16 protein-coding genes are annotated in these 25,724 nt (G+C 61.2%); 4 read left to right on the top strand and 12 right to left on the bottom strand.

Annotation, left to right across the window (positions count from 1 at the left end; all coding sequences use genetic code 11):
• The first annotated feature begins 26 nt into the window (after positions 1-26).
• Positions 27-2,087 carry a histidine kinase gene (locus ACNOHI_RS15310; protein WP_420475545.1) on the top strand — a complete coding sequence of 687 codons (2,061 nt, stop codon included), beginning with the start codon at positions 27-29 and terminating at the stop codon, positions 2,085-2,087.
• Here ACNOHI_RS15310 and ACNOHI_RS15305 read toward each other — a convergent pair.
• From ACNOHI_RS15305 to ACNOHI_RS15295, 3 genes are all read right to left on the bottom strand, one after another.
• Complete coding sequence (locus tag ACNOHI_RS15305; protein WP_420475544.1) at positions 2,084-4,054, bottom strand: TRAP transporter large permease; 1,971 nt, start codon at positions 4,052-4,054, stop codon at positions 2,084-2,086. The two genes, ACNOHI_RS15310 and ACNOHI_RS15305, sit on opposite strands and share 4 nt — an antisense overlap.
• A complete protein-coding gene (locus ACNOHI_RS15300) occupies positions 4,051-4,677 on the bottom strand; it encodes a TRAP transporter small permease subunit (RefSeq protein WP_420475543.1) in 627 nt (208 codons plus the stop codon). The genes ACNOHI_RS15305 and ACNOHI_RS15300 overlap by 4 nt, the downstream gene beginning before the upstream one ends.
• Before the next feature lie 108 nt (positions 4,678-4,785).
• Entirely contained in the window at positions 4,786-5,931 is a 1,146-nt protein-coding gene (locus ACNOHI_RS15295) for a TRAP transporter substrate-binding protein (protein ID WP_420475542.1), read from the bottom strand.
• Between the two features lie 476 nt (positions 5,932-6,407).
• On the opposite strand from ACNOHI_RS15295, the gene ACNOHI_RS15290 reads away from it, so the two are divergent.
• Entirely contained in the window at positions 6,408-7,424 is a 1,017-nt protein-coding gene (locus ACNOHI_RS15290) for a threonine ammonia-lyase (protein WP_420475541.1), read from the top strand.
• Here ACNOHI_RS15290 and ACNOHI_RS15285 read toward each other — a convergent pair.
• The 9 genes from ACNOHI_RS15285 to ACNOHI_RS15245 all read right to left on the bottom strand — a co-directional run bounded on the left by ACNOHI_RS15285 (position 7,421) and on the right by ACNOHI_RS15245 (position 23,211).
• Positions 7,421-9,094 carry a methyl-accepting chemotaxis protein gene (locus ACNOHI_RS15285; protein WP_420475540.1) on the bottom strand — a complete coding sequence of 558 codons (1,674 nt, stop codon included), beginning with the start codon at positions 9,092-9,094 and terminating at the stop codon, positions 7,421-7,423. The two genes, ACNOHI_RS15290 and ACNOHI_RS15285, sit on opposite strands and share 4 nt — an antisense overlap.
• Before the next feature lie 209 nt (positions 9,095-9,303).
• Positions 9,304-10,074 carry a 4'-phosphopantetheinyl transferase family protein gene (locus ACNOHI_RS15280; RefSeq protein ID WP_420475539.1) on the bottom strand — a complete coding sequence of 257 codons (771 nt, stop codon included), beginning with the start codon at positions 10,072-10,074 and terminating at the stop codon, positions 9,304-9,306.
• Positions 10,071-10,724, bottom strand: a complete 654-nt coding sequence (locus ACNOHI_RS15275) for a hypothetical protein (protein WP_420475538.1) — start codon at positions 10,722-10,724, stop codon at positions 10,071-10,073. The genes ACNOHI_RS15280 and ACNOHI_RS15275 overlap by 4 nt, the downstream gene beginning before the upstream one ends.
• A 25-nt stretch (positions 10,725-10,749) precedes the next feature.
• Entirely contained in the window at positions 10,750-12,057 is a 1,308-nt protein-coding gene (locus tag ACNOHI_RS15270) for an NADH:flavin oxidoreductase/NADH oxidase family protein (protein WP_420475537.1), read from the bottom strand.
• Between the two features lie 39 nt (positions 12,058-12,096).
• Positions 12,097-14,754: a PEP/pyruvate-binding domain-containing protein gene (locus ACNOHI_RS15265; protein WP_420475536.1), complete on the bottom strand. Its 2,658-nt coding sequence runs from the start codon at positions 14,752-14,754 to the stop codon at positions 12,097-12,099.
• A complete protein-coding gene (locus ACNOHI_RS15260) occupies positions 14,751-15,554 on the bottom strand; it encodes a sulfite exporter TauE/SafE family protein (RefSeq protein ID WP_420475787.1) in 804 nt (267 codons plus the stop codon). The genes ACNOHI_RS15265 and ACNOHI_RS15260 overlap by 4 nt, the downstream gene beginning before the upstream one ends.
• Positions 15,544-16,827 (bottom strand): hypothetical protein, encoded by a 1,284-nt coding sequence (locus ACNOHI_RS15255; protein ID WP_420475535.1) that lies wholly within the window; start codon positions 16,825-16,827, stop codon positions 15,544-15,546. The genes ACNOHI_RS15260 and ACNOHI_RS15255 overlap by 11 nt, the downstream gene beginning before the upstream one ends.
• A gap of 13 nt (positions 16,828-16,840) precedes the next feature.
• Complete coding sequence (locus ACNOHI_RS15250) at positions 16,841-17,251, bottom strand: hypothetical protein (RefSeq protein ID WP_420475534.1); 411 nt, start codon at positions 17,249-17,251, stop codon at positions 16,841-16,843.
• A 5-nt stretch (positions 17,252-17,256) separates the two neighbouring features.
• The gene (locus ACNOHI_RS15245) at positions 17,257-23,211 is read right to left on the bottom strand and encodes an amino acid adenylation domain-containing protein (protein ID WP_420475533.1); all 5,955 of its coding nucleotides are present in this window, start codon (positions 23,209-23,211) and stop codon (positions 17,257-17,259) included.
• A 408-nt stretch (positions 23,212-23,619) separates the two neighbouring features.
• Between ACNOHI_RS15245 and ACNOHI_RS15240 the strand changes: the two genes are divergently transcribed.
• Together ACNOHI_RS15240 and ACNOHI_RS15235 are read left to right on the top strand one after the other, a co-directional pair.
• Positions 23,620-24,339 (top strand): ABC transporter ATP-binding protein, encoded by a 720-nt coding sequence (locus ACNOHI_RS15240; protein ID WP_420475786.1) that lies wholly within the window; start codon positions 23,620-23,622, stop codon positions 24,337-24,339.
• Positions 24,336-25,724, top strand: a complete 1,389-nt coding sequence (locus tag ACNOHI_RS15235) for an ABC transporter permease (RefSeq protein WP_420475532.1) — start codon at positions 24,336-24,338, stop codon at positions 25,722-25,724. Before ACNOHI_RS15240 ends, ACNOHI_RS15235 begins: the two co-directional genes overlap by 4 nt.

Here is a 25,724-nt window from a genome sequence, read left to right as displayed (position 1 = left end):
ACAAGAATTACCGATCGAGGAATACCTTGTCCTGCTCCGTCTCGCAAAAGCCGGTTTCACTCGCAGCCCTTCTTGTGCTGGGGGCGGGGCTCGCGTTGACGGGCATTCTTTCCGTCTGGCTTGCCACATCCGAAGCGCACCAGCACCGCAATGCCTTTGAGCAGGCCGCCGTTGCGCGGCAGGCAGCCTTCCAGCAGAGCTTCGACGACGCGCTGCACGGGCTGACACTCGTCAACAGCCTCTTTTCCGGTGGCGATGAAGTCAACCGGCGGCAATTTCTTGACGTCGCCACGCGACTTGCCGAACTGTATCCCTACGTGCAAGTGTTTTCCTTCGTGCGCATCGACTCGGCTGACAGCAAGCGCCGCTACTACGTCGTCGACCAGGTCGCTCCCGCGGACGGCAACCTGCATGCGCGCGGCATGGATATCTCCCCGTTCCTGGAGAAAGACCCCGCGCTGGAGCGCGTACAGTTCACCGGACTTCCAAGCGCCACGCGCATGTTCACCCTCCGGCCGGAGGCGGGCGGCAAGCGTGCATTCGCCGTGATGATGCCGGTTTACCGGAACGGCGATCGAGGCGACATCGTCATCGGCTATAACGCCGTCGTCTTGCGGGCGCAGGAGTTCGTGGAACGCGTCTTGCAACGCGCGGCGCTCATGGATGCGCCCGATATCGACGTCAGCATCTTTGTGGACAACGGACAAGAAACCGAGTTTGTGTACAGCACCACCAGGCAAGCGCCCGTCCAGTCCGAGGTGAAGGCCGAGCCTGGTACGCACGCCGCGAGCATTACCCGTCATGTCGATGCGGCCGGGGTCCGCTGGCTCATCGTCAGCACGCCCGCAAAAGGTGCATCCGAGACATCGTACTCATCTGCCTGGATGGCCCTGGCAGGCGGCATGTCATTCAGCATCCTGCTCGCGCTTTACCTGCAGTCCCTCGCCGTCCAGGCCGCCTACCTTGCCCGCAGCAACGCACGGCTGACCCAGGACATCGACGCACGCAAGCGCATCGAAAGCGCCCTGCGCGCAAGCGAGGAGCGATTCGAGCGCCTGACGCGCATGTCATCCGACTGGTACTGGGAACAGGATGCCGAATTCCGTTTCACCATGATCAGCGGCGAGACCATTTTCGGCGACACGCCGACCCGCGAACTCATCGGCAAGACCCGGAGCGATATGCCGCTGGAAGTCGATGAGAAGGACTTCGAGGAGCATCTGCAGGTGCTCAAATCGCACCGGCCCTTCAGCAATCTGGAATACTGCATACGCAACAAGCGGGGCCGCGTGCACTGGATGTCGGTCAGCGGAGAACCGCTGCTTGGCGCAAACGGCGAATTCCTCGGCTATCGCGGCACCGGCCGAGACATCACCGCGCGCAAGGAAGCGGAGCAGGCGCTCAGGCAGTCGCAGACCGAATTGCGCGAACTGGCCGCACACCAGGCGCGCGTCAAGGAAGACGAGCGCAAGCGCATCGCGCGTGAAATCCACGACGATCTCGGACAGAACCTGCTCGCCCTGCGCATCGACGTATCGCTGCTGGAAAGTGAAACGCGCCAGGCCCATTCGACGATCAATGAGCGCCTCCATGGCCTGCTGTCCCAGGTGGACAACGTGGTCCGCTCGATCCGCGCCATCATCAACGACCTGCGGCCGCCCGTGCTCGACCTCGGCCTGCAGTGCGCCTTCGAATGGCAGGTGCAGCAGTTCCGCCAGCGCAGCGGCGTGTCATGCACCCTGGAGATCGAGGGCGGCGACATCGATGGCATGCTGGATGAGGAAGCGGCGACATCGGTCTTCCGCATCCTGCAGGAATCGCTGACCAACGTCAGCCGGCATGCCTACGCGACGCATGTCGACATCCGTCTGAAGCGCAAGTACGACGGCCTCGAGATCGAAATTTCGGACGACGGCGTGGGCGGCTTCCCCGGCAACATGCGCAAGCCGCGCTCCTTCGGCCTGATCGGTATCCGGGAGCGCATCTACACGCTTGGCGGCGAGTTCCGCATGGCGAGCGCGCCCGGCAAGGGCACCACGCTCACCATTACGATTCCCGCCTCGGCCACTTCGGCCGCCGCCGCCTAGTTGTACAGCAGCTCCGGCAGCCACAACCCGATTGCCGGGAACATGTACAGCAGGATCAGCGCCAGCACTTGGATTGCCATGAAAGGCAGCATGCCCAGGAAGATCTGGTTCAGCGTCACATGCGGCGGCGACACCCCTTTCAGATAGAACGCAGCCATCGCCACCGGCGGCGACAGGAAGGCCGTCTGCAGGTTGAGCGCGACCAGCAGGCCGAAGAACAGCGGATCGACCTCGAAATGCGCCAGCAGCGGGATGAAGATCGGCATGAAGATCACGATGATCTCGGTCCACTCCAGCGGCCAGCCGAGCAGGAAGATGATGACCTGCGCCAGGATCATGAACTGCAGCGGCGTCATGTCGAGCGACAGCACCCAGTTGTTGATGATCTCCTGTCCGCCCAGCAGCGCGAACGCCGCCGAGAAGATGCTTGACCCGACGAACAGCCAGCACACCATCGCGCTCGTCTTCGCTGTGAGGAAGACGGATTCCTTCAGCACCGCCAAGTTGAGCCGCTTGTAGGCCGCTGCCAGGATCAGGCCGCCGAGGGAACCCATGGCCGCCGCCTCGGTCGGCGTGGCCAGGCCGAACACGATGGCGCCGAGCACGGCCATGATGAGGATCGCCAGCGGGAAGAAGGAGCCGAGCAGCATCTTGAAGATTTCCAGCCGCGCGAAGCTGAAAATCGCATAGAAGACCAGCATGGCTGCCAGTCCGACGCCAAGCGCGATCCAGTAGGACATGGGCGCGGGCTTGGTATCGCCTTCCTCCGGCGCAGGTGTGACATCCGTTTTTTCCGCGGGCGCCTTGTCAGCAGGTGCGGCAGGCGTCGGAACGACTGCTGCTTCCGGCTTCTTGTCCTCCGAAGGCGGCTCGGCGAGGGCACCGGCGGCAGGTGGTTCGGCCAAGCCGCCCTCCGTCGGCGGCTCGGCCAGGTCGGCGCTGCCGGACTCGGTCGATTCCGTGCCCGAGTCCATGCCTTCGCCCATCTGCACCACGCCCTCTGTGTCCTGCTTTTCGACGGTGGTCACGGCGCGATAGGTGAGTCCCATGGCCAGCGCGAAGGCGAGCGCGGGCAGCAGCGCAATGCCAAGCTGTCCGAGCAGCGTACCGGAGGTCACGCCTGCGGGCCGCTTGCCGCGTAGCGCGCCGAGCAGGCCGGCGACAGCATTGCTGCTTCCGCCTTGTGCAATCCCGGACGCCCAAGCGGGCAGGGGGACCCGCCGGTCCTCTTCGGACAGCGGCGGTGCGTAATGCGGCTTCAGCTTCGCGACAACAATCACATAAGCGAGATACAACCCCGCGAGCATAATCCCCGGAAAGAACGCGCCGGCATACAGCTTGACGACCGAAACGCCGGCGGTCGCGCCGTACACGATCAGCAGCACCGACGGCGGGATCAGGATGCCGAGGCAGCCGCCTGCGGTAATGGCGCCGGCGGAAAGCCTGACGTTGTATCCCGCCTTGAGCATCGCCGGGAACGCCAGCAGGCCCATCAGCGTCACCACCGCGCCGACGATCCCGGTGGCGGTGGCGAAGATCGCACAGGTGACGATGGTGGCAACGGCGAGGGAGCCGGGGACGCGCGCCATTGCCAGGTGCAGGCTCTTGAACAGCCGGTCGATCAGGTTGGCGCGTTCGACGAGGTAGCCCATGAACACGAACAGCGGAATCGAGATCAGCACGTCGTTGGCCATCACCGCATAGGCGCGCTGCACCATGAGGTCCAGCGTAAGCCCGACCGCCTCGTGAGGACTGCGGCTGTTGTACGCGAGCCATGCGAAGAACACCCCCATGCCCATCAACGTGAACGCTGTCGGGAAGCCGAGCATGATGGCGACAACCACCAGCGCGAGCATCAGCAGGCCGAGGTGACCATTGGTCATTTCGGACGGTGACGGCATGAGGACAAAGACGCCGATGACCACCATGGCCATGATGGTGAGGCCGAACCAGACTTCTTTCCTCATTGCTTGTCCCCTTTCCCGTGGGTGACGAATGCGTCCAGCTTCGCGATGTCCTCGTCTTTCACCTGCACCATCTCCTTGAGCTTGTCGACATCGACTTCCTCGACGTCCTGTTCGCGCGCGGGCCAGTCGCCTTCGCGCAGGCAGGCGATGCAGCGGACAATCTCCACCAGGCCCTGTGCCAGCAGCAACGCGCCCGCAATCGGGATCACCGTCTTGAACGGATAGAGCGGCGGGCCGTTGGCGGTCAGCGTGGAATGTTCATTGATGGCCCAGGATTCGGCCGCGTAGGTGTACCCCGCCCAGACGAGGGCGACGACGCCGGGGATGAAGAACAGGATGTAGAGCAGCAGGTCGAGCGCGGCCTGCAGGCGCGGCGGGAAAAAGCCGTACAGCACGTCGCCGCGCACATGGCCGTTCTTGGAGAGCGTATAGGCGCCCGCCATCATGAAGGCGGTGCCGTACATCATGATCATCAGGTCGAAGGACCACGCGTTGGGCTTGTTGAGCACATAACGCGAGAATACCTCCCAGGAAACCTGCAAGGTGAGGACCAGGATGAGCCAGGCAAAGGCCTGCCCCACCCAGGTGCTCACCCTGTCAACGAAGAACAGGAACTTTTGCATTGTCGGGACCTCGTGAGGCGGCGGCCCCACGCGAGCAGACCGCCGCGGCAATCAAAAAAAACACCATCCTGACTTGCAAGATGGTGTTTCCTTCACGCTACGCGATGATCAACCTTTCTTCGCCGGCTGCTTGCCGAAGTAGTGGTTGTAGGCCATGCGGCGCGGGTTGTTGGTGTCCATGTCCCACTTCACCGCGCGTTCCGCAAAGGCGCGCATCGAGGCTTCCACTTCCTTGAACAGCGGGTTGCCCTCGCCCTTCTTGGCCACCACCTCGTCCCATACCTTGAGTTGCTCCTGCAGGAAGGTATCCGGCGTCTTGTAGAACTTCACGCCGTTCTTGGTCTGCAGTTCGCGGTAGTCGGCGGAGTAGCGGTCGACCGCCTTCCACGACATGTCGGCCGAGGCCGATTCCACCGCGTTCTCGATAATGGCCTTCAGCTTGGCCGGCAGGGCATTGAACTTGGTTTTGTTGAAGGTGATCTCGAACTGTTCCGAGCTCTGGTGGAAGCTCTGCAGCATGCAGATCTTGGAGACGTCGGGGAAGCCGAGGATGCGGTCGGAGGTGGCATTGTTGAACTCGGCGCCGTCGAGCAGGCCGCGGTCCATTGCCGGCACGATTTCACCGCCTGGCAGGGCGTTCACTGCCGCACCCATCGAGGTAAACAGGTCGATCGCGAGGCCGTTGGTGCGGAACTTCAGGCCCTTGAAATCGGCGGGCTTGGTTATCGGTTTCTTGAACCAGCCCAACGGCTGGGTCGGCATCGGACCACTCAGGAAGGAAACGATATTCGCGCCGATGGAGTCGTAGAGCTTGGCCAGCAACTCCTTGCCGCCGCCATACTTGTGCCACGCCAATACCATGTTGGCATCCATGCCGAAGGCCGGCCCGGACGTCCACAGCGCAATCGCCGCCTGTTTGCCGTAGTTGTAGCCCATCACGCCGTGGCCGCCGTCGAGCGTGCCCTTGGACACGGCGTCGAGCAGGCCGAAAGCGGGCACCACCGCGCCGGCCGGCAACACTTCGATCTTGAGTTCGCCGCCGGTCATGTCATTGACCTTCTTGGCGAAGTCGTTCGCGTATTCGTGGAAGATATCCTTCGCCGGCCATGTGCTCTGGAAGCGGAACTGGGTCGGTGCCTGCGCCGTCGCTACCGCGGGAAACGCGATCGCGGTGGCGGTGCCCGCAGCCGCCTTGCCGAGGAAGCCGCGGCGCGAGGATTGGACCTGGGGATTCTGTTTGCCAGTCTTTTTCACGGTATGTCTCCTAGATGGGTTTTAGGTTTTGTAATACCTGATCATTGTCGTCCGGGGGATTTCAACGAGACTTGATAACGAGCAATAGGACGAACTCGCAAAGAATGCGCCGCCGGGACGGAGATGGGCAAGCCGCAACGCAACATGGAATTAGGGCTAGAATGATCGGTTCCCTCTCATGATTGACTGTATGCCGCGTGCTTGCCAGTGCAAGCTTTTTTCGGCATGATCAACGCATGCACACGCAACAGCCCGCCGCATCGACACGCTTCTCCCGCTCCGCCGCCGGCGCGGGCACGGGTGCGTCCAGCGTTATTGCGGGCGGTGTGCGCCTCCCCCTTCTCTCCATTTCGATCATTCGAATTATCAAGGGTCGCTGAGCTGCGGTTTTTCCGGTGCCTGGCGCCCCCCCTTGCTGATCCTCCCGCGCGTCGACCGCTGACGCGCCGCATTCGAATCCGTTTTGGAGAACACACATGTCGACCCTCAAGTCGAGCCCGGCGTCGGGCTCTTATCCGTCCATGCATGACGTCGTGGATACCGCTCACCGCCTGAGAGGCAAAGTGCTGCGCACGCCGGTGTGGCGCTGGCAGACCGGTGCAGTCAAGGAAATCTTTGGCGACGGCACGGAAGTCTGGCTCAAACTCGAACTATTCCAGAAGACCGGCACCTTCAAGGTGCGCGGCGCGCTCAACAGCATTGAAGCGCTCGACGACGACGCGCGGCAACGTGGCGTTGTCGCCGTCAGCGCCGGCAACCACGCGATTGCCGTTGCCTGGGCGGCAAGATCAAACGACGTGCATGCGAAAGTCGTCATGCCGCGCCATGCCAGTCCTGCGCGCATCGAAGCGTGCAGGGAATACGGGGCGGAGGTGATCCTGATGCCCGACGTGCACCAGGCGTTCAGCCACGGACTGGCCATCGAGGAAGCGGAAGGCCGTACCCTGATCCATCCCTATGACGGTCCGCTCGTCGCGCAAGGTACGGCGACCGTCGGGCTGGAACTGGTGGAGCAGGTGCCGGACCTCGACGCGGTGCTGGTGCCGGTCGGCGGGGGCGGCTTGCTGGCCGGCATTGCTGCCGCGGTCAAACAGCGTTTGCCGGACTGCGCAGTGTATGGCGTCGAACCCGAAGGCGCGGATGCGATGACCCGCAGCTTCGAGTCCGGCAAGCCGCAACGGCTGGAGCGCGTCGACAGTATTGCCGACAGCCTGGGCGCGCCGTATGCGATGGACTACAGCTTCGACGTCTGCCGGCAATTCGCCGACGGCATGGTGCGCGTGGCGGACGACGACATCTGCACCGCCATGGCCCACCTCTATCGCGATGTGAAGCTGGTCGCCGAGCCTGCCGCCGCGACGGCGGCCGCAGGCCTGTTTGGGCCGCTGCGTGAAGTACTGCGCGGCAAGCGCGTGGGACTTATCGTGTGCGGGTCGAACATCGACTTGCCACGATTCTCGGCGCTGCTGCAGCGCGGTCTGGCAATCGCCTAGAACGCTTCCCAGTCGCCACCGGACACGCGGCTGACGGAACGCCGCGGTAACGGCTCCGGGACAGAAACAGACGATCGGACCACAGCGAGCCGAGGGGCAGGCGCCGCCGGAGCGGGGGCGACCTGTGCCGCGTCGAGCTTGAACGCCATCACGCAGTCGGACAGATGCAAGGCCTGGTCATGCATTGCCTGCGACGCCGCAGCAGCCTGCTCGACCAGCGCCGCATTCTGCTGCGTCGCCTGGTCCATGTGGGCGATGGCCTGGTTGACCTGTTCGATGCCTGCGGTCTGTTCCTGCGTCGCGGCGGTGATCTCGCCCATGATGTCGGTGACGCGCCTGACGCTTTCCACGATCTCCTCCATGGTCGCTCCGGCCTCGTCCACCAGGCGCGCACCACTGTCGACCTTCTCCACCGAATCGTCGATCAAAGCCTTGATTTCCTTCGCCGCCGCTGCGGAGCGTTGCGCCAGGCTGCGCACTTCCGCCGCGACGACCGCGAAACCGCGGCCCTGCTCGCCGGCACGCGCCGCTTCGACAGCGGCATTGAGCGCAAGGATGTTGGTCTGAAAGGCGATCGAGTCGATGACGCCGATGATGTCCACGATCTTCTTCGACGAAGCATTGATCGACCCCATGGTTTCGACCACCTGCGCCACTACCTTGCCGCCGCGCACGGCGACTTCCGAGGCGGAGATCGCTAGCTGGTCTGCCTGGCGTGCGTTATCAGCGTTCTGCTTCACGGTCGAGGTGAGCTCCTCCATCGAGGAGGCGGTTTCTTCCAGCGATCCCGCCTGCTGTTCGGTGCGCGCCGACAAGTCGCGGTTGCCGGCCGCGATTTCGCTCGATGCATTCTGGATGGTGTCGGTGCCGCCGCGCACCCGGGTCACGATATCGACCAGGCTGTCGTTCATGTTCTTCAGCGCGCGTATCAGCTTCCCGGTTTCGTTGTTCGAGCTGATGTCGACCCGCTGCGTGAGGTCGCCGGCGGCGATGGCGTCGGCGATCTTCACCGCGGTATCCAGCGGAATCATGATGGAACGGATCAACCACACGCCGATAAAGGCCGCAAGCAGCAGCCCGCCAAGCAAGGCGATCGCGCAACTGATGCGCACCAGGTCGTACGTCGACTGCGAGTCCGCGAAGTCTTTCTTGGCCACATCGAGCTGGAGCTGGATGAGTGTATTGATGCGTTCCTGCACCGGCTCGAAGAGCGCCTCCATCTTGCCGTGCACCAGCTCCTGGGCGAGCTTGGTATCGCGCGCGCGCAGGGCTTGCACCGCCGGTTTGATGCCTTCGGTGACAAACAGCTTGCGCTTCTCGGCAAACTCTCCGGCGATGCGGCGCTCCTCGGGCGTGAGGCTGGTCTGCATGTAGGTGTCCCAGAGCCGGTTGACCTGGACGACGTTGGCATCGACCTCATCCATCAGCTTGCTCGCCTCCTCCGGATCGTCGGAGACGGCCTTGGCGACGTGCAGCTGGTTGATTGTCAGCATGCGCATGATCTGGTCGAGCTCGCCAAGCGCCACCAGGCGGTCTTCATACAGCGACCGCATCGCATCGTTGGCCAGGCCAAGCGCGCCGATGCCGATGATGGCGCCAACGATGAGTTGTACCGAGAGAAATCCGAGGACAAAAATGAGACGGAACCGGATCGATATGTTCTTCACCATGAAAAGCCCTTTCAGTGGGCATGCGCCAATGGACAAGCCCTGTTCTGTTTATTGATTTTTCTGCGGCCGGTCGTACAACTGCAGCGGGTCTTTCCGGGACGCAGCGTCGGTTGCCGCTGCATGCTACTGTTGGTATCTTGCGGGAAAGTTGATTCAGATCAAAAATTGCAATGTGGCAATTTCATTCCGAGGGAATCACGGATTTTGTCTTACAAGGAATCGTTACGTAGCGCCATAACCGGGATCGTCACCGCGGTTGACATGAATGCGTCTCCCAGAGCAACGTATTCTCCTGCGACCCGCAGACCTTGTTTGAGCTTGACGCCCAGATCTTGAGCGACGACCAGCGATACCTTGCGGAGGCTTCGGTCGGCACCAACTATCGATACGGCCGAGAAGCCGAAATAACGGCCGACGTGCGGATAGGCTGCCTTGAAAAAGCTCTCTTTCATGGAAAAGGCAATGACGGCATGATCCTCGCTGGCGATCCCGGCCTGCGCCAGCACGCCGCGCTCTGCGTCAGTGGCGAAGTGCCGCACGTCGAGCGCTGCGTTCCGGCAGGCCGCACGGCGTTCGAGGTCGATGCCCACGCCGCAGAAATTCTCTTCATTCTGAGCCACCGCAATGGCTGTTTCGTCGCAGTGCGTAATCGAGCCGATCATGCCCACAGGCCAGACCGGACTGCGGTCCGGCCCGGTCAGCACCAAGCCCGGAGCGCCGAGGCGCGTGAGCGCCTGCGCCGCGCACAGGCGCCCGGCCAGAAATTCCGCCCGCCTCTTCCTGACCGAGCGTGAGAGCGACGGGCTGAATGGCACACCATGGCGGGCAAAGAGCTTGTCGTCAAAACGCGCCACCGAAAAGCGGCACAGGCAGGCGGTCAGTCCGAGCGAGGGCCAGGAATGCTCACCGAAGCGCGCAAAGCTGTCGGAATCCCCAGGGACGTCTTCCGCCAGGAGATCTTCCAGGCGTGCCGTCTTCATTCAATGCCCAAGGCGCGCGCCAGGTCGTCGTCGAAGCTCGCACCTCGCAACGCGCCTTCAATGCGTTGCCGCATCCGCACGAGCGTCTGCTTGACTTGATGCCTCACGCTGAGATTCGCAAGGGTGACCGGCTTGGCGCTCGAATCGTAATGCAGCCGGAATTCGACGGCCAGCGTGCCTGGAGACACCTGCTCGACCCGAAACCGTCCCCGGACGTCTGTCATGCGAACGGCATCGGCTTGCATTGGAAAGGCCGGAATGTCTTCGAAGGCCAGGATGATGACCCTGTCGGCTTCCTTGGACGCCACAAATCGCATGAGGCCATCGCGATCGTCGAAGCCCGCCGGCGCCGAGTACCGCATGTAAATCGTCCGGTCGGTGAGATCGCGCGTCCCGATTTCCTGGACCTTCGCAAGATTTTCGATCCAACCGGGCAAGCCCTCGACATCGGAGAACAGTTTCGCGGGGGCCGCCAGCGTGCCATCCATCAGCACCCTGCCCGTCACCGTCTCATAGCGATCCCCACTCTGCGTTGTGCTGAAAATCCGTACGTCTTTGCCATAGGCCTTTCGATCGGAGCCCAGAAGGTCTTGCGCCCGGGCACCGACACCCGCCGAGATCATGACGACAAGGAAAACGAGGGCACGCATGTGACCGTCCATTCGGATCATGATCCTAATTCGCCATACCGGTCACCGGCGGTTTGCGACGCAAGGCGTGCGCCATGTCTGCCGACATGTGCCTGACGAGTGCCAGCGCCAGCGACGAATCGCCCTCCGGATCACGTCCCTCCGCAAGCGTTGCCAACTGCCGCGCATACCAGGCCACCTCGCCCTGGACACGCAAGACGCGGTACGTCTTGAAGCGCATGAGCCAGCGATGCAGGACGCCGTCGGCGTGCCGCTGTACGCACAGCTCAGCCCGAGCGGTGTCGCCGCGCAAAAGCTTGTCGGCAAGGTCGGGGGTAGCGCAGAACGGGCGCGCGAGACCGACGACGTCAATGCCGCCTAGCGCCAGCACGCGCTCCATGGCCTCCCGTGTGCGGAAGCCGCCGGTCACCATGAGAGGCATCGGCTTGCTCGCCCCCTGGAGCGCTTCGGCAATCGCCAGGGCGTAATCCGTGAAATACCCGGCCTTGACCGCGTTCGCGGCGACATCCGGGTCTTCCGCGGTGTCCGGATCGCCCCGGTATCCCAGGAGGCGCAGGTGCTCAAAACTCCCGCCGGACACCTCAAGCAGATCAACGCCGGCTTCGGCCAGCCACAGCGCGCAGTGGCAACTGTCGGCAAGATCAAAACCGCCCCGTTGGAAATCTGCGGCATTGAGCTTGACCGAGATCGGGAAATGGGCGCCCACCACCTTGCGAATGCGTGCCACTATGCTGAGCAAGAGCCTTGCACGATTCGCGAGGCTGCCGCCCCAACGGTCATCGCGCCGATTGACCTTGGGCGAGAGAAACTGGCTGATCAGATAGCCGTGGGCGGCATTGATCTGGACGCCCGTGAAACCGGCCTGCTGTGCCAGCGCTGCTGTCTTGCCGAATCGCTCGATGACATTTTCGATGTCGTCTTCGGTCATCGCACGAGGCCTCGCGAAATTACCGAGCAAATCGAGCTGGACGGCCGAGGGAGCTAGCGGCGCCTTGGAGACAAGCTTGGGACATTGCCGTCCTGGATGGGAGATTTGCATCCAGAGATGCGTGTTCCCCAAAGTTCCGGCAGCCGCCCATGCCTGGAGCCTGGACATCCCGCTCTCATCTTCCAGGACAACGTTTCCCGGCCGCTCCAGATACCGCCGATCCACCATGACATTCCCGGTGATCAGGAGGCCCGCGCCGCCGCGAGCCCAGTTTTCGTAGAGCCGGCAATGGCCGTGCGTCGCGTGGTCATGGCGATCGGCGAGGCCTTCCGACATGGCGGCCTTGACGACGCGGTTCTTGAGCCGCGCGCCGCAAGGCAGTTCTAGTGCACCCGTCAAATCCATTCTCTCCTCACCCCTCTCACAGCCTGCAGTTGAAATTCGTCAGGCAAGCCCTTGTTCGGTCCCGCAGGTTGACGCGCTTTCCTCGGTGTCTCCGACTCCCGGGCGCAACGACGCGGGCGCAGGGCGGACACGGCCCTCGGTGCCATTGACCGTGATCGCATCGCCGGTGGCGATGAGCGAAGTCGCCCCGCGTACGCCGAGCACGGCGGGAATCCCATACTCCCGCGCCATGATCGCTCCGTGGGAGAGCATGCCGCCGGATTCAGTCACAAGGGCCGCGATCCGGCCGAATGCCGGAGTCCAGGCTGGATTAGTCGAATGGGTTACGAGGATGCAACCGTCGCCGACGGAATTCAGCTCCGAAGGATCATGCGCGATGCTGGCGGTAGCAGTCACAATGCCCTTGCTCACGCCATATCCCGTCCAGCCCGCCCGTGCGTTAGCGCCTTGGGCCGGCTTGGCGTCATCGTTGATGTCGTAAGGGATGTCCATTGCTTCGTAATGTGCAAAGAGCGCTCTTTGCCGAGCGACATAACCTTTCAGATCCACCGCACCGTCGGTAGACGCCGGGATCTTCTCCAGCTCCAGGAAGAAGATGTCGTCCTCGCCGGCGAGCACCCCGCTTTCCACGAGCCGCTTACCTGTGTGGATGAGCGTGCGGCGCATGACATAGACAAGCTTTCCGAAATGGAACTGGTCGTTCTCCCGAGCGGGAATGTAATCGCACATCTTGCGATAGATGGACTTGAAGACCGGGCGGAGAACGAACCCGAGTGGTCCCTTGAAGCGGGAGAGCGTCGCCGCAAAGGCATGTTCGCGCTCTTTCACTTTTTTCAGGACGCGCGTCTTCGGATCCTCGTCTTGCCCGTTCATCGCAGCGGCGATGTGTTGCCAGACCAGTTCGGGACTGTCTCGCCATTGCCGGTCATGGAATTCCTGATGCTCGAGCTTGAAGCCGAAACGCGCGATGAACCGGTCAAAGCGCGCGGCGATCTCCGGGCCTGCCGGATCTGCGCCGAGCGCCCGCTGGAAGGCTGCGTGCGATCCGCTCACCAAGGCCGTGGCGAGATTCGGCTTTTTCAGGATGAGGCGGGAGATGCGATGGAGTTCGGCGTCGCTATCGAAGGTGATGTTCTCCGCGAAGCCGGCACTCAAGCGGCAAAACGCATCGAAGGCTTCCTCTTCCGACGCGTGAACGCAACCAAGGAGCATCCGGATGATCTTCTGGCAAAAGTCGGCACAGCGCACATTGATCATGTGGACGACCCAGTACTGCTCGAAGATCTTGAGCTGTGCGTCAAGCAACTGGCGCAGCGCGGGCAGGCTCTTGGCCGCGAGTTCCGCCTCGGAAGGGACCACGAGCGGATCAAGCGCTTCGCGCTGATAGGCTTCCCAATCCTTGAAGCCCTCGGAAATCATCCGCAGCACCCCGATCGCGATCAGCGGCAGTCGCGGATTGAACCCCATGTTCTCGCGCTTCCCGAGCACGGCCTCCATCTGCGTCTTGTCGACCTTGATGCCCTTCAGCGCATGGGCAACAAGGGATTTATTGAGATAGGGGCGTCCGTAAAACACCCGGATCAGCGGACCGAACGACGATTTGTCGGCCCGGATACCGATGCGATTGAAGGTCGCTTCAAGGCCCTTCTCCAGGGCCGGGTAGAGCGTGGAGATCGTGAACGGCGTATTCACCTTGTAGAACCGCTCGGACATGTTCTCCCGCGTCCATGAGCCCTCGATGACTTGCGGTGTGAAGAGCGAACTGTCGATGTCTGCAAGGGTCGTAATGTCCCGGCTCTGGACAATGTAAAGATTCTCGCCGTCAAAAGCCCATTCGATATCCTGCGGTCTACCCGCCCAAGCCTCAATTCGCCGGGCTTCATGGGCGAGTTTCCCGATATCCCCCGCGCTCAGGCTAAGCACATCGCGCAAGCACTCCGGCACGGGACGATCGACGACCGACCCGCGTTCATAGCGAAGGTGGCTCGCCTTGTGCGCGATCTCCTGCGCGATGACTGCACCGCTCACTTTGTCGACGACGACGGAATCCGGCGTGATGTCTCCAGAAACAAGTGCTTCGCCCAGCCCATAATTCGCCTCGATGCGCAGCCGGTCGCGGTCCTGGCTCATCGGATCCACCGTAAAGAGGACGCCGGCAACGCGCGGGCGGATCATGGTTTGCACGACGACCGCCATCTTGAGGTCATGTCGCGTGAGGGCATGGTCAATCGCATGCTGGCGCAGCACTTCACTGCAAAGCGACGCCCAACAGGACTTGAGCGCTCGCCGGCATGCATCGCCACCGGCAATGCCGAGCTTCGTTTCGAACTGGCCGGCAAAGGAGAATTGCTTGGAGTCCTCCACGATGGCCGAGGAGCGAACGGCCAGAGGCTCTGCCGGGTCAAGTCCGGCCACCGCCCTGTCAATCTCTTCCGACAAGACTTCCGGCCAGGCAGCGGCCTCCCATGCCGCGCGGACGGTCTCATGGCTTGTCAGCCCGGCGAACCAGCGGTCAATCAAGGCGCTGAGCGGGGGATTCGCGGCGAGCATCGCGTCAAAGGCCAAAACGCTCACGCAAAAGCCTGGAGGCACGCGAAAGCCGTTCCGCCGCAAACGGCAGAGATTGAGTGCCTTGCCGCCGATCTCCCGCGCGGCCTCGTTCCGGTGGGAGTCGAAAGGAAGAATGTACGGCGTCATAGGGCCTTCCAGCTGTCAAAGAGAGTGAAGATCGCCATCGCCACCATGGTGGTCAGCATGAGCGCTTCGAGAATGCGGTCGGGAATACGGCTGACCGCGCGCGTCGACAAATAGACGCCAAGCCCGCAGCCTATGGAAAGAAGGGCCGCGTATCGGAGTTCGATCTGCCCATTGACGGCGTAAAAGGCGGTCCCTACCAGGGAGATGCAAAGCGCAGCCAGATAGGCCGATCCGATGCAGAACCGCATGGGTTGCTGCAGGAGCATGCGCGAAAGCGCGGCAATGGGTGTGGCCCCGCCCAGACCGAAGGCACCGCAAAAGAACCCCACGACCATACCCATGCCCCCGCCGGCCGCCTTAAAGAAAGCAGTCCCGATCATCGGGGCCGGGCCAGCGACATCCCTCGCCGGGGACGGCCGGACGCGCTTTGCCAGTCGCACCAGACCGATCGTCGGGATGATCAGGACGACGACGCCCAAGAGTGGCTCAAGGACGCGAACAGGAACACGCTGCGCGAAAAGCGCGCCCAAAAAACAGCCGATCGCCCCGGCAAAGCCGGTAATCAAGCCGTAGTCCATGACGACGTTCTTACGCCGCCAGTGGCCGACAAACGCAAAGAGGCTGATGAGGCAGGACACGAACATCGCCGTACCGATGGCTGTCGTCGTCGGCAGGTGGTCAACCGTCAGGAGAATCAGGACGAAGAGCGGCCCGCCAACATTGCCGACGATACCCAGCGCGTAGCCCGCGGCGACGAGCGCGAGGAAGGCCGGCACGCCCGAGAGAAGGCTAGGCAGCATTTCCAAAGCAGCGCTTCCTTTCGCGTTCGAGCATCGCTGCCCGTTCCGTAACGACCTCGGGATGAGAGCAATCGACGGCGCGCGCGCCTACGTGGGCAAGGCAGGCGTTGCAGAACCGGCATTGGGGGCCGATTTCCTGTCTGCGAATGTGGCGGACAAGATAGGGATCGGCGATCATCGCACGGGCAATCGACACGGCATCGCATTGTCCCGTATTGATCGCCTCTGCCATGGCGTCCGGTCCGGTAAAGCCGCCCACGCAGATCACCGGAATTTTCAGCGCACGCTTGAATTGCTCGGCATAGCCAAGATTGAATCCCTCGCTATGCGGCCACAACCGGTTGCTCAGGGCGGCCAGGATGCCTTTTGAGAGGCGCATGCTGCGCTGTTTTCCGCGCGGATATTCCTGCCCGATGCCCTCATTGAGAAGCGTGTCGAAGAAACGGTTGAAATTGCCCCGGATGGTCGGAAAGCCGGATTCGTAGTGGCCAACGCTGATCTCCACCGCGTCGAGCCCGTGATCCTCCAGCACCCGCGCAATCTCGACAAGGTCCGGCGTTTTGAGCCCCTTGCGCAGCGGCAGCGCATCATCGCCATTGAGCTTGATCAGGATAGGAAAGCCTTCGCCGACCCGCTCCCGCACCGCCTTCAAGATATCAAGCAGGATACGCAGCCGGTTTTCGGCGCTACCGCCATAAGCATCCTGCCGCCGATTGGTATAGGGAGTCAGGAACTGGCTCAGCAGGTATCCCTGCGAGGCGTGGATCTGTATGGCGTCGAAGCCTGCACGCTGACAGCGCTCGGCGGCGCGGGCAAAGCCTTCGACAAAGCTGCGGATTTCATCGATGCGCATTTCCCTCGGTTTGATTCCCGAAAACTTGTCGGAGACTGCCGATGCCGATACGGGATCGTCAAGGGTCGCAGGCTGAAACACCTGCCTGCCGGCATGGGATAGTTGTGCACAAATCTTCGAGCCGTGCCGATGGGCGATATCCGCCATCCGCTTCATCCCAGGAATCTTGTCATCATGGTCTGCCCCGGGCATCCGGTTGTAGACCCGCCCCGAGCGCTGGGTATAGAAATTTCCGGTGATGATCAGCGGTGTTCCGGCCTCGGCATAAAGCTCATAGAAGGCAACGAGCTCATCGGTGACAAAGCCATCCTCTGTGCTCATGGTTTCGGTGGTCGCGGTCTTGATGATGCGGCTGGGGATGGTCATCCCTCCAATAGTGAGCGGATCAAAAAGCACGCTTCTTTTCGCTGTTTCAGTCATCGCACGCCTCCCCTTAAATCAATCGGTTGCCGGTCTTGATTAGCCGGTAGAAGTAGTAGAGGAACAAGGCGCAGAAGACCATGTCCCCGACGACGACGATGAGCGCGTTCGCATTGGCAAGCCCCGCCGCATGAAACTTCAGCATCTGTATCGCGAAACCCAACTTGCCGATGCCGCCGACAATGACGATGCCGGTATGCCGCAGCGGATTGAACGCCACGATCAGGTAGCCAAAGAAATAGGTAAAGGTCGTTCCGGTAGCCCCCTGAAACACCGACAGCAGGACGGGATCATCCGCGCTGCGGTCAAACAGGAGCATGAAGGCATGGCCCGGATTGAAATAGCCGAGCACGCCACCACACAGGTTCCAGATCGCGGCTGCGATAAAGATGGCGCGTAAAAGTCGGATTTCTCTGTTAGTCATTGTTTTCAGTGTCGGACAAAATCCGCGATGGCTTGCGCCGTCCGCTTGTGGCTCATGATCGACCAGTGATCGCCCTCGATTTCCCGGTGGCTGAAATTCGTGGCCGTCAGGATCGTCGACCAGCCTTCCTCGTAGCCCTCGAACCAGGTGTCGGAGGCCTTCAGGAGGAGGGCGTTTTTTACGGCAATGGGTGTTGGCTCGGAGCCCGCTGCGTTGAAGAGATTGGTCACCGCCACCATGTTGCGCGCGTCGCGTTCCTCCACGGAACTTGCGGCGGGATATCCCAGGAAGGTATGGAGCTTGTCCTTGAGCCCTTCCGGCGTCGTGTCCCGGAAGCCGAAACGCGCGCCAAACCGTTGCAAGGCAGCATGGAGATACGCATCCCCGTAAAGATCGACCGGGCTTGAGATGCCACTCTGTGCGAGGAACTCCGTGAAATCAGCATGAACCCGGGGCGCCTGCGCGTCGATCGACACGAAACTAGCGATCTCCTCTCCCCGTTCGGCAAGCGCATGGGCCACCATCAACGCAACACTGACGCCAAAGGACCAGCCACCAATGAGGTAGGGACCATTCGATTGGACCGCCGTAATCTCCGCCACATAGCGCTCAACCATATTCTGCATCGACGCCATGACCGGCGAGTCGGCGGAGGTGGTATGGAGTCCGTAGAGGCGCACGCGTTCATGGCCCCCTTCAGACAAGGCCGTATGAACGGCGGACGCCAGCGGATAGAACGTCGCCAGGTTGCCGCCGACGCCGTGGATCAGGAAGAGTCGCTTGCCCTGCTTGTCAGTCTCCGTCCCGCGGGAAGGACCGTGGAATTCCACGATGCCGGTGCCGCAGGTGGATTTTCCTTCGGAAGAGGAAATGTGCTCGGCCAGTTCTCGGATGGTTGGGAACTGGTAGAAGTCATCGATGGATACCTTCACGCCCGAGATCTGGTAAAGCCGCTGCAACATGCTGATCGCAAGGAGCGAGTGTCCGCCCGCGTTCAGGAAGTCATCGTCGATGCCGATGTTCTGCAGCCCGAGGAAATTGGACCACAGCTCCGTCAACTGCGCCTGAAGCACTGTTTCCGGCGCCGCAAAAGCATCGCTCCGGTCAGAAGGCGCTACGGCGAGCTCCGCCAACGCACGCATGTCGACCTTGCCGTTCGGCGACATGGGGATTTTGTCGACCAGGATGACGACATCCGGGGTCATGAAGGCAGGAAGCCTTTGGCGAATGTAGGTCTTGACAGCTTCCGGGCTGAGAGATCGCGCGGTCTGGACATAAGCAACGATACGCTTGTCGTCGCCGTGCTTCTCCACGGCGACAGCCGAACCTGCAATGTCGGAATGCTCGCTGAGCGTGCTCTGGATCGCGCTCAGTTCGATCCGGTACCCACGCACCTTCACCTGATTGTCGGCGCGGCCAAAAAACTCCAGTTCCCCTTCCGGCGTCCAGCGTACCTGGTCTCCCGTCTTATAGAGCGTTTCCACGCCGGGCATGTCATTCGGCTTCAGGAAGGTCGCGCGCGTTGTCTCCGGGAGATTGAGATATCCGCGTCCGACGCCCGCGCCGGATAGATAGAGATTGCCGATAGTGCCGACGGGCACCGGAATCAACTGATCATCGAGGACATGGGCCCGCGTATTACGAAGCGGCCTGCCGATGGGAAGACGGGCGCGCTTGGCGTGATCGGCATTCAGCAACGCCACTGTGGCGGTCACAGCGGTCTCGGTGGGCCCGTAGGTATTGATGACCGGGATAGTCGGATTGACCTCGATCCACTGACGGAACTTGCCGATATCGGCCTCTTCGCCGCCAATCCCCACCAGACGCACCCCGAGCCCTTGGAACTCGACATTGACAATACGATGCCAGAAGGCTGTCGGGAACTTCAGTATCGTGACGCCGCATTCCTTCACACGTGCGCGCAGAACGTCGATGTCAAGCCGTTCGCGATCGCCAATGAGACTGACCGCCGCTCCACGGCTCAGTGCCGGAAAGACTTCCTCGATGAAGGAGTCGAAGTTCATGCTGGCAAACTGCAGGACGTTATCTCCGGGCTTCAGCGCGAAATGCTCGACCATGCAGAGCGCATGGTTGACGACGTTGCGGTGCTCGATCATGACGCCCTTGGGCTGGCCCGTCGTGCCGGACGTGTAGATCACATAGGCAAGATCCTCGGGCTGCGCCGCGTTGGCGGTCTTCGCGTCAAGCGGTCGGGCCCCGAAGCTGGACAGCGCCGCGCTCACCTTCGGATTGTCGAGATTGATGGGCGCGGTGTCGAACAAGCCCGCCTGGGCAATCGAGCGATCATCGGCGATGACCACGCGCACGCTGCTGTCCTTGACGATGTGGGCGAGCGTCTCTTTCGGGTAGCTTGGTGAAAGCGGGACATAAGCCGCCCCCAGCTTCATGACGGCCAGTATGCTCGCATACATGTCGAAAGTGCGATCCATGCAGATGCCGATGAAATCGCCGCGCACCGCGCCGCCGTTCTGGAGGTAATGGGCGATCTGCGTGGCGCGCTCATCCAGCGCGCGGTAGCTCAGCCGTCTCGGCCCGTCAATGAGGGCATCGGCCTCGGGGGTTCTGACCGCCTGGGCCTCAAAAAGCTGGTGGAGACACAATTGCGCGCCGCCATTCTCCGGCGCTTCCTGCCAGCTTTCGATGCGAGCGACATCCTCTTCATAGGTTCCACCGCTTGGCGTTGGCAGGGCGCCCTGGCGAATGAGAAAGAGCACGATGCGCTGGAAATACTCATCGACAAAGCGCGCTTCGAGTCGCGACTTCACGGACACGTCCAGATGCGACTTGAAGTTGCTGCTGTCGTAGTAGGACTCCGCCTTCACCCCGTTCTCGAACATGCGAATGATCAGTTGCCGGTAGGAGCGGCAATGCTCATCCCAGGCGTCCATGGGGTAGCTCTTCATCGCATCGACGAATTTTTCGATGCTGACCTCTTGCAATGTGTAGCCCATGGCTTCGAGCATCGCGACGATCTTGAGCAGGTTAATCGATTCGTTGGATTGGCTCGTAATGTTGAAGGAAGTGCTGTGCGCCTTGCCTTGAACGGACGCGACGGCATCGGCCATGAGGTCAACCGGCATGATGTCATGGAGATAATTTCCCTTCGGATAAACCCCCAATGTGAGCAGGATGCGCAGCATGATGTTGAGACCATCATTGATCTTTGATCGCCCCGTCGCGAGCTGGCCCCCGACCCAGACCAGGCGGTAGATGTTGCAATCGAAGCCATCCTTGCGGGAAAGCTCGCAGAGCGCCTCACTGGCATATTTGCTGATGTCGTAGCCGTTGTACTTATTGATATCCCGCGGGCTGATGACATCCGATTCCATGAAGACGGCCTTGTCATCCTTGTCGGGAGAGAAGGTACTCGTGCTGGCGTAGTGAAAGGATTTTTTCCGCCCCGAGCGCGCGAGGATCAGCAGCCGTCGTGTTCCTTCGACATTGACCTCCTTGATTCCCTCATAGGGAAGCCAGTTATTGACGTGCGAGCCGACGTGATAGATGCGCTGGATATTGTCTTCAAGTTTCGCGTACTCTACGGACGAGAGGCCGAGCCTGTCCTGTCCGAAGTCGCCGCGCAGGAGCGTGACCCGGCGACGGTCGATTTTTTCCTCCAGCTTGAAGTAGCTGACGGCCCGGGAAAATTTCCGCTCGACCTCTTCATCGTCCCCGCCCCGGATCAGACAGGTGAAGTGATGATCGGTTGCCGCGAGCAACGACGCCAGAAGATGCACGCCCATCAGCCCGTTAGCGCCTGTGAGGAGAGAATATTTGGTCGGCGGGCGCTCTTCGGCATTGGCCGCCGGCAGCCAGATGTCTTCTTCCACAGCAGGGAACTGATACTCCTCGCTGCGGTACAAATAGCTGGCAATGCTTGGATATCTGAAGAGAACCGCGACATCTTCGTCGAGCCGGTTCGCCAGTTCCAGCATCTGGATGGATTGGCCGCCCAGCGCAAAGAAATTCTCGTTGATGTCTATCCGTTTGGGATCAAGATCCAGCAGTTCGCCAAAGATCGCAGCTAACTCGATTTCTCTGGGCGTAGTGGCAAATTTCGGCTCTTTCGTCGAGCGGGCTGAGCAGGAAAGACGCCCCTCCCGTGTTTCGATCGGAAGCGCGTATTCGCCAAGACTGGGCAGCTCACGTTCCAGATAACGGTCGCGGGTGACGGATCGCTGGATTTTTCCGCTTGTCGTCTTCGGCAGATCGCGCGGCCGGATCAAGACCACCCGGCTTACCTTGATCTGGAATTCCTCGTAGATACGCGCAGATATCGCATCGCACAGCGTAGGCCAGGTCTCCTGTTCCGAGAACTTCTTGAGTCCGGCGACAACGACAACGCTATCGGGATCCTCTTCGTCGAGGAGGAATACCGTGGAAGAATTGGGTGCCAGCTCATTCATCTGGCCCAAGGCCCATTCAATGTCCTCGATATGGATGTTGCGGCCACGGGCAATCAACATTGCCTTGAGCCGGCCGGTGACATGGAGCTGGCCGTCCTGCATGAATCCGGCATCACCGGTCCGCAGATAGGCGCCTCGTTGGCCTGGCAGCGAGAAGTTGAACGTCTCTGCATTCGCGTCCCCGGCGTTGTAATAGCCAGGAGAGATGCTGGGGCCGGCGGCCCAAACTTCACCGATGTGGCCATCTTCAAGGACTTCGCAGGTTAGGGGGTCGACGATTTTCAAGTCATGTCCCGGCGCCACGAATCCGCTGGTCGCGTAGCCTTGGCAGCCTTCCGGGTTGCGTGCATCGCTGTTGCGGGTGCCCGTCAGCAGTAGTGTGCTTTCGGCCATGCCGTAAACGGCCATGTGCGCGTCCGGTCGCAGTCCGTGGTCCTTGAACGCAGCGTAGAAGTCCTTGACCGTCTGATTGCGTACTGGCTCGGACCCGTTGAATGCCACGAGCCAGCTGGAAAGGTCCAAACCTTCAAGGTCCTTCTCCTTGATCTTCTGGACGCAGTAGTCATAGGCGAAATTTGGTCCGCCCGAATGTGTTGCCTTGTATTTGGAGATCGCGCGCAGCCACCGCACGGGGCGCTGGATGAAATGGAGCGGCGACATGAAGATCAGCGGCGCGCCGATGTAGAGAGGATGCAGCGTCGATCCGACGAGGCCCATGTCATGGAAGATCGGCAGCCAGGAAACGCCGATGCACTTGTCGTTATAGGAGAAGGTGTGCTCGATGGCGCGCATGTTGGCCATCAGGTTGGAATGACTGACCATGACCCCCTTGGGATTCCCCGTGGAGCCGGACGTGTACTGCAGGAAGGCGATGTCACCCGGGCTGATCGCCTCATCGATGAAGCAATCCTCCTCGGCAGCACGAATATCCGAAGTGACCAGTCTCGGAAGCTTGTCGACAGTCACGCCATCGGCTTCGGACGTCTCTGCGACATAGCCTTCAAGGATGCCGTTGCCGTCGGCATCCGTCAGGATCATCGCGAAATCGCCATCCGCGACGATACGCTCGATCCGCTTGACCATCCGGGAGGTCGACGGCGGGTTGACCAGCGCCGGGATCACCCCCGCCGTCAGGCAGCCCAAAAACACTTCGATGAACTCGATGCCCTGCCGGTAAATCAGCAGGACGCGCTTACCCTTCAGTTTGCGCTGCTGCAAGCGGGCGGCGATCGTGCGTACGCTTGCATACAGATCGGCGTTGGTAATGCGATGCTCGTCGTTCTCGCCATCGCGAAGGAAGACATAGGCCGTGTTCGTCGGCTTGAGCGCCGCATGATGCTGGAGCTTCGCGACGATCGTATCCCCCGCGGACGGGATGACGGCATAACGTTCGGCGTCTTCAGCCTGAAGGGAATCGGTTATGCCTAGCCCTTCAAGAACAGCCCCTGCGTCCACGACCAGGCATTCATCGTCGCTGGTCGCGTTACTTGGCTGAAAGTAATCAGCGCCATCCTTCTTTTGTGTCTTGATCCGCATATTTGTTCGACTTTTTCGGGCGAGGTAGGAAAAAACGGCTGCCGTACAAGGGGCGGCCGGTCCGACTACTGACTGAGCTCAATTGTCATTTTTATATCATTACCCGATATCGAAATAATGTCAGTTATGCAAAACAGTGTCAGATGGTTAAGTTTTTCTAAATGTAAAATCCGCCCCGTTCATTCTTGTAAAAAAGACAATTCCTAGATGGACTCGCCAGCTTTTTCAGCGAGGTTTTTCTCCTCGGCTGCGGAAACTGCTTCGGACAACGGAGAGAAATGGGTCGTTGAAGCGAACCACAACCCGGCACAAACATGCTTCCGGCCGGCTTCCTCGATGCATCTCATCGCACGCTTGATGCCGGAGGCGGGTATCGGATCGTTTGCAGATTCTTTGACAGGGGATAGCGTGGATACAGTTGTTCTGAAGCGGGCAAGCAAGACCTACCACTTGGACTCGGTAGGTGTGTCGGCCCTGAGTGACATCAACCTCGAAATTCGATCCAATCGTTTTACGGTGATTTCCGGTCCTTCCGGGAGTGGCAAAACCACGCTGCTCAACATCATCGGCTGCATTGACCGGCCTGATCAGGGAGAGCTGATCGTCGCCGGCCAGGACGTCGGCAAGCTGTCCGACGATGCGGTATCCGATTTCCGCGCCCGGCACTTGGGCTTCATTTTCCAGACCTTCAACCTGCTGCCGGTGCTGACCGCTTACGAAAATGTCGAGTACCCGCTGCTGCTGTCGCGCGTGCCCGCAGCGCAGCGCAAGCAACGCGTTGAAACCCTGCTCGAGGCAGTCGGCCTCGCCGGCAAGGGGAGGCATCGTCCAGGCCAGCTTTCCGGGGGCCAGCGCCAGCGGGTTGCCATCGCGCGCGCTCTGGCGCCGTCGCCGCAACTGGTACTGGCTGATGAGCCGACCGCCAATCTCGACAGCCACACCGGTCAAGCCATCATCTCGCTGATGCGCCAGATGCAACGCGATCACAAGGTGTCCTTCGTATTTTCCTCTCACGATCCCCAGGTGCTGGCGGCTGCAGACGATGTCGTGAAGATGCGCGACGGACGCATCGTATCGATTCAACGTCGCGATGAAAATGAACACGTCATTGAGGACTGCGCCCTATGAACACCATGTTGCTCGCCTTGCGTAACCTGCTCCGCAACCGGCGCCGTTCCGTAACTACCTTGCTGGCGATGATCATCGGATCCAGCTCCATCCTTTTGTTCGGCGGCTACAGCCGCAATATCACCTACGGGCTGCAAACCAGCTATGTGCAGCGCAGCGGTCACCTGCAGATCCAGCACAAGGATTATTTTTTGTTCGGCAGTGGCAATCCGGCTGCTTACGGTATTGCCGATTACGCGCGCATTGTCGACACCGTCAAGAACGACCCGATACTGGGACCGATGGTGACCGTAGTGACGCCGACCTTGCAGGTGGGAGGCATCGCCGGCAATTTCGCTGCGGGCGTGTCGCGTACCGTGAGTGGTACCGGGCTGGTGGTCGAAGACCAGAACCAGATGCGGCGCTGGAACGATTACGATCTTCCGATGCGTGTGCGCACGCAGTCGCTGACCGGGACCGACAGCGATGCAGCCGTGATCGGAAATGGCGTTGCGCGCGTGCTGCAACTGTGCGCTCAGTTGAATGTGTTGAACTGTCCCCAACCTCCGCTACGCGCACATGAGGGGCAGGACGCGGCGCCCGCCGACATCGCCGCATTGTCCAGTCTGGAAAAAACCGACGTGCAGGAGCCGACCCGGGCACGCATCGAAATTCTGGCCGCCAATGTGCACGGCGCTCCGAATGTCGCCAGCCTGAATGTGGTCAAGGCCGAGGCTCAGGGCGTCAAGGAGGTTGACGATGTCGCAGTGCTGATGCATCTGACGCAGGCGCAGAAGCTGATCTACGGCAATGCTGCGCCTCAGGTGACGGCGGTCGTGCTGCAGCTCAAGCATACCAACCAGATACCGGTGGCAACGGCGCGACTGGAGCAGTTGCTGGCGACGAGCTTCCGCGACGAGTCGCTGGTGGTCCAGGAATTTACGACGCTGAATCCGTTTTATGGACAAAGCATCGGCATGTTCGACGCCATTTTCAGTTTCATTTCCGTGCTGATCGCGGCCATTGTTCTGTTCACGGTCAGCAATACGATGAGCATGGCGGTAATGGAACGCACGGTGGAAATCGGCACCTTGCGCGCGGTCGGCCTGCGCCGCAGCGGGATACGTCGTCTGTTCGTGTTCGAAGGCCTGCTGTTGGGCGCAATCGGCGCGACGCTCGGTATCGCGGTTTCTCTTGGGCTGGCCCTTATCGTCAACCACAGCGGGCTCACCTGGTTGCCGCCGGGACGGGTCGAGCCGGTACCGCTGACGGTGCGCCTGTGGGGCGAATCCGGTCTGATCGTGAGCAGCGCGGCGGGCTTGATCCTGGTAGCGGTGTTGTCCGCATGGTGGCCGGCGAATCGCGCGGCCAGGTTGCATGTGGTCGATGCGTTGCGTCACGTATAA

This window comes from Noviherbaspirillum sp. ST9 (assembly GCF_048799745.1).
GTDB lineage: Bacteria > Pseudomonadota > Gammaproteobacteria > Burkholderiales > Burkholderiaceae_D > Noviherbaspirillum.
This window is presented reverse-complemented; position numbering and strand designations above follow the sequence as displayed.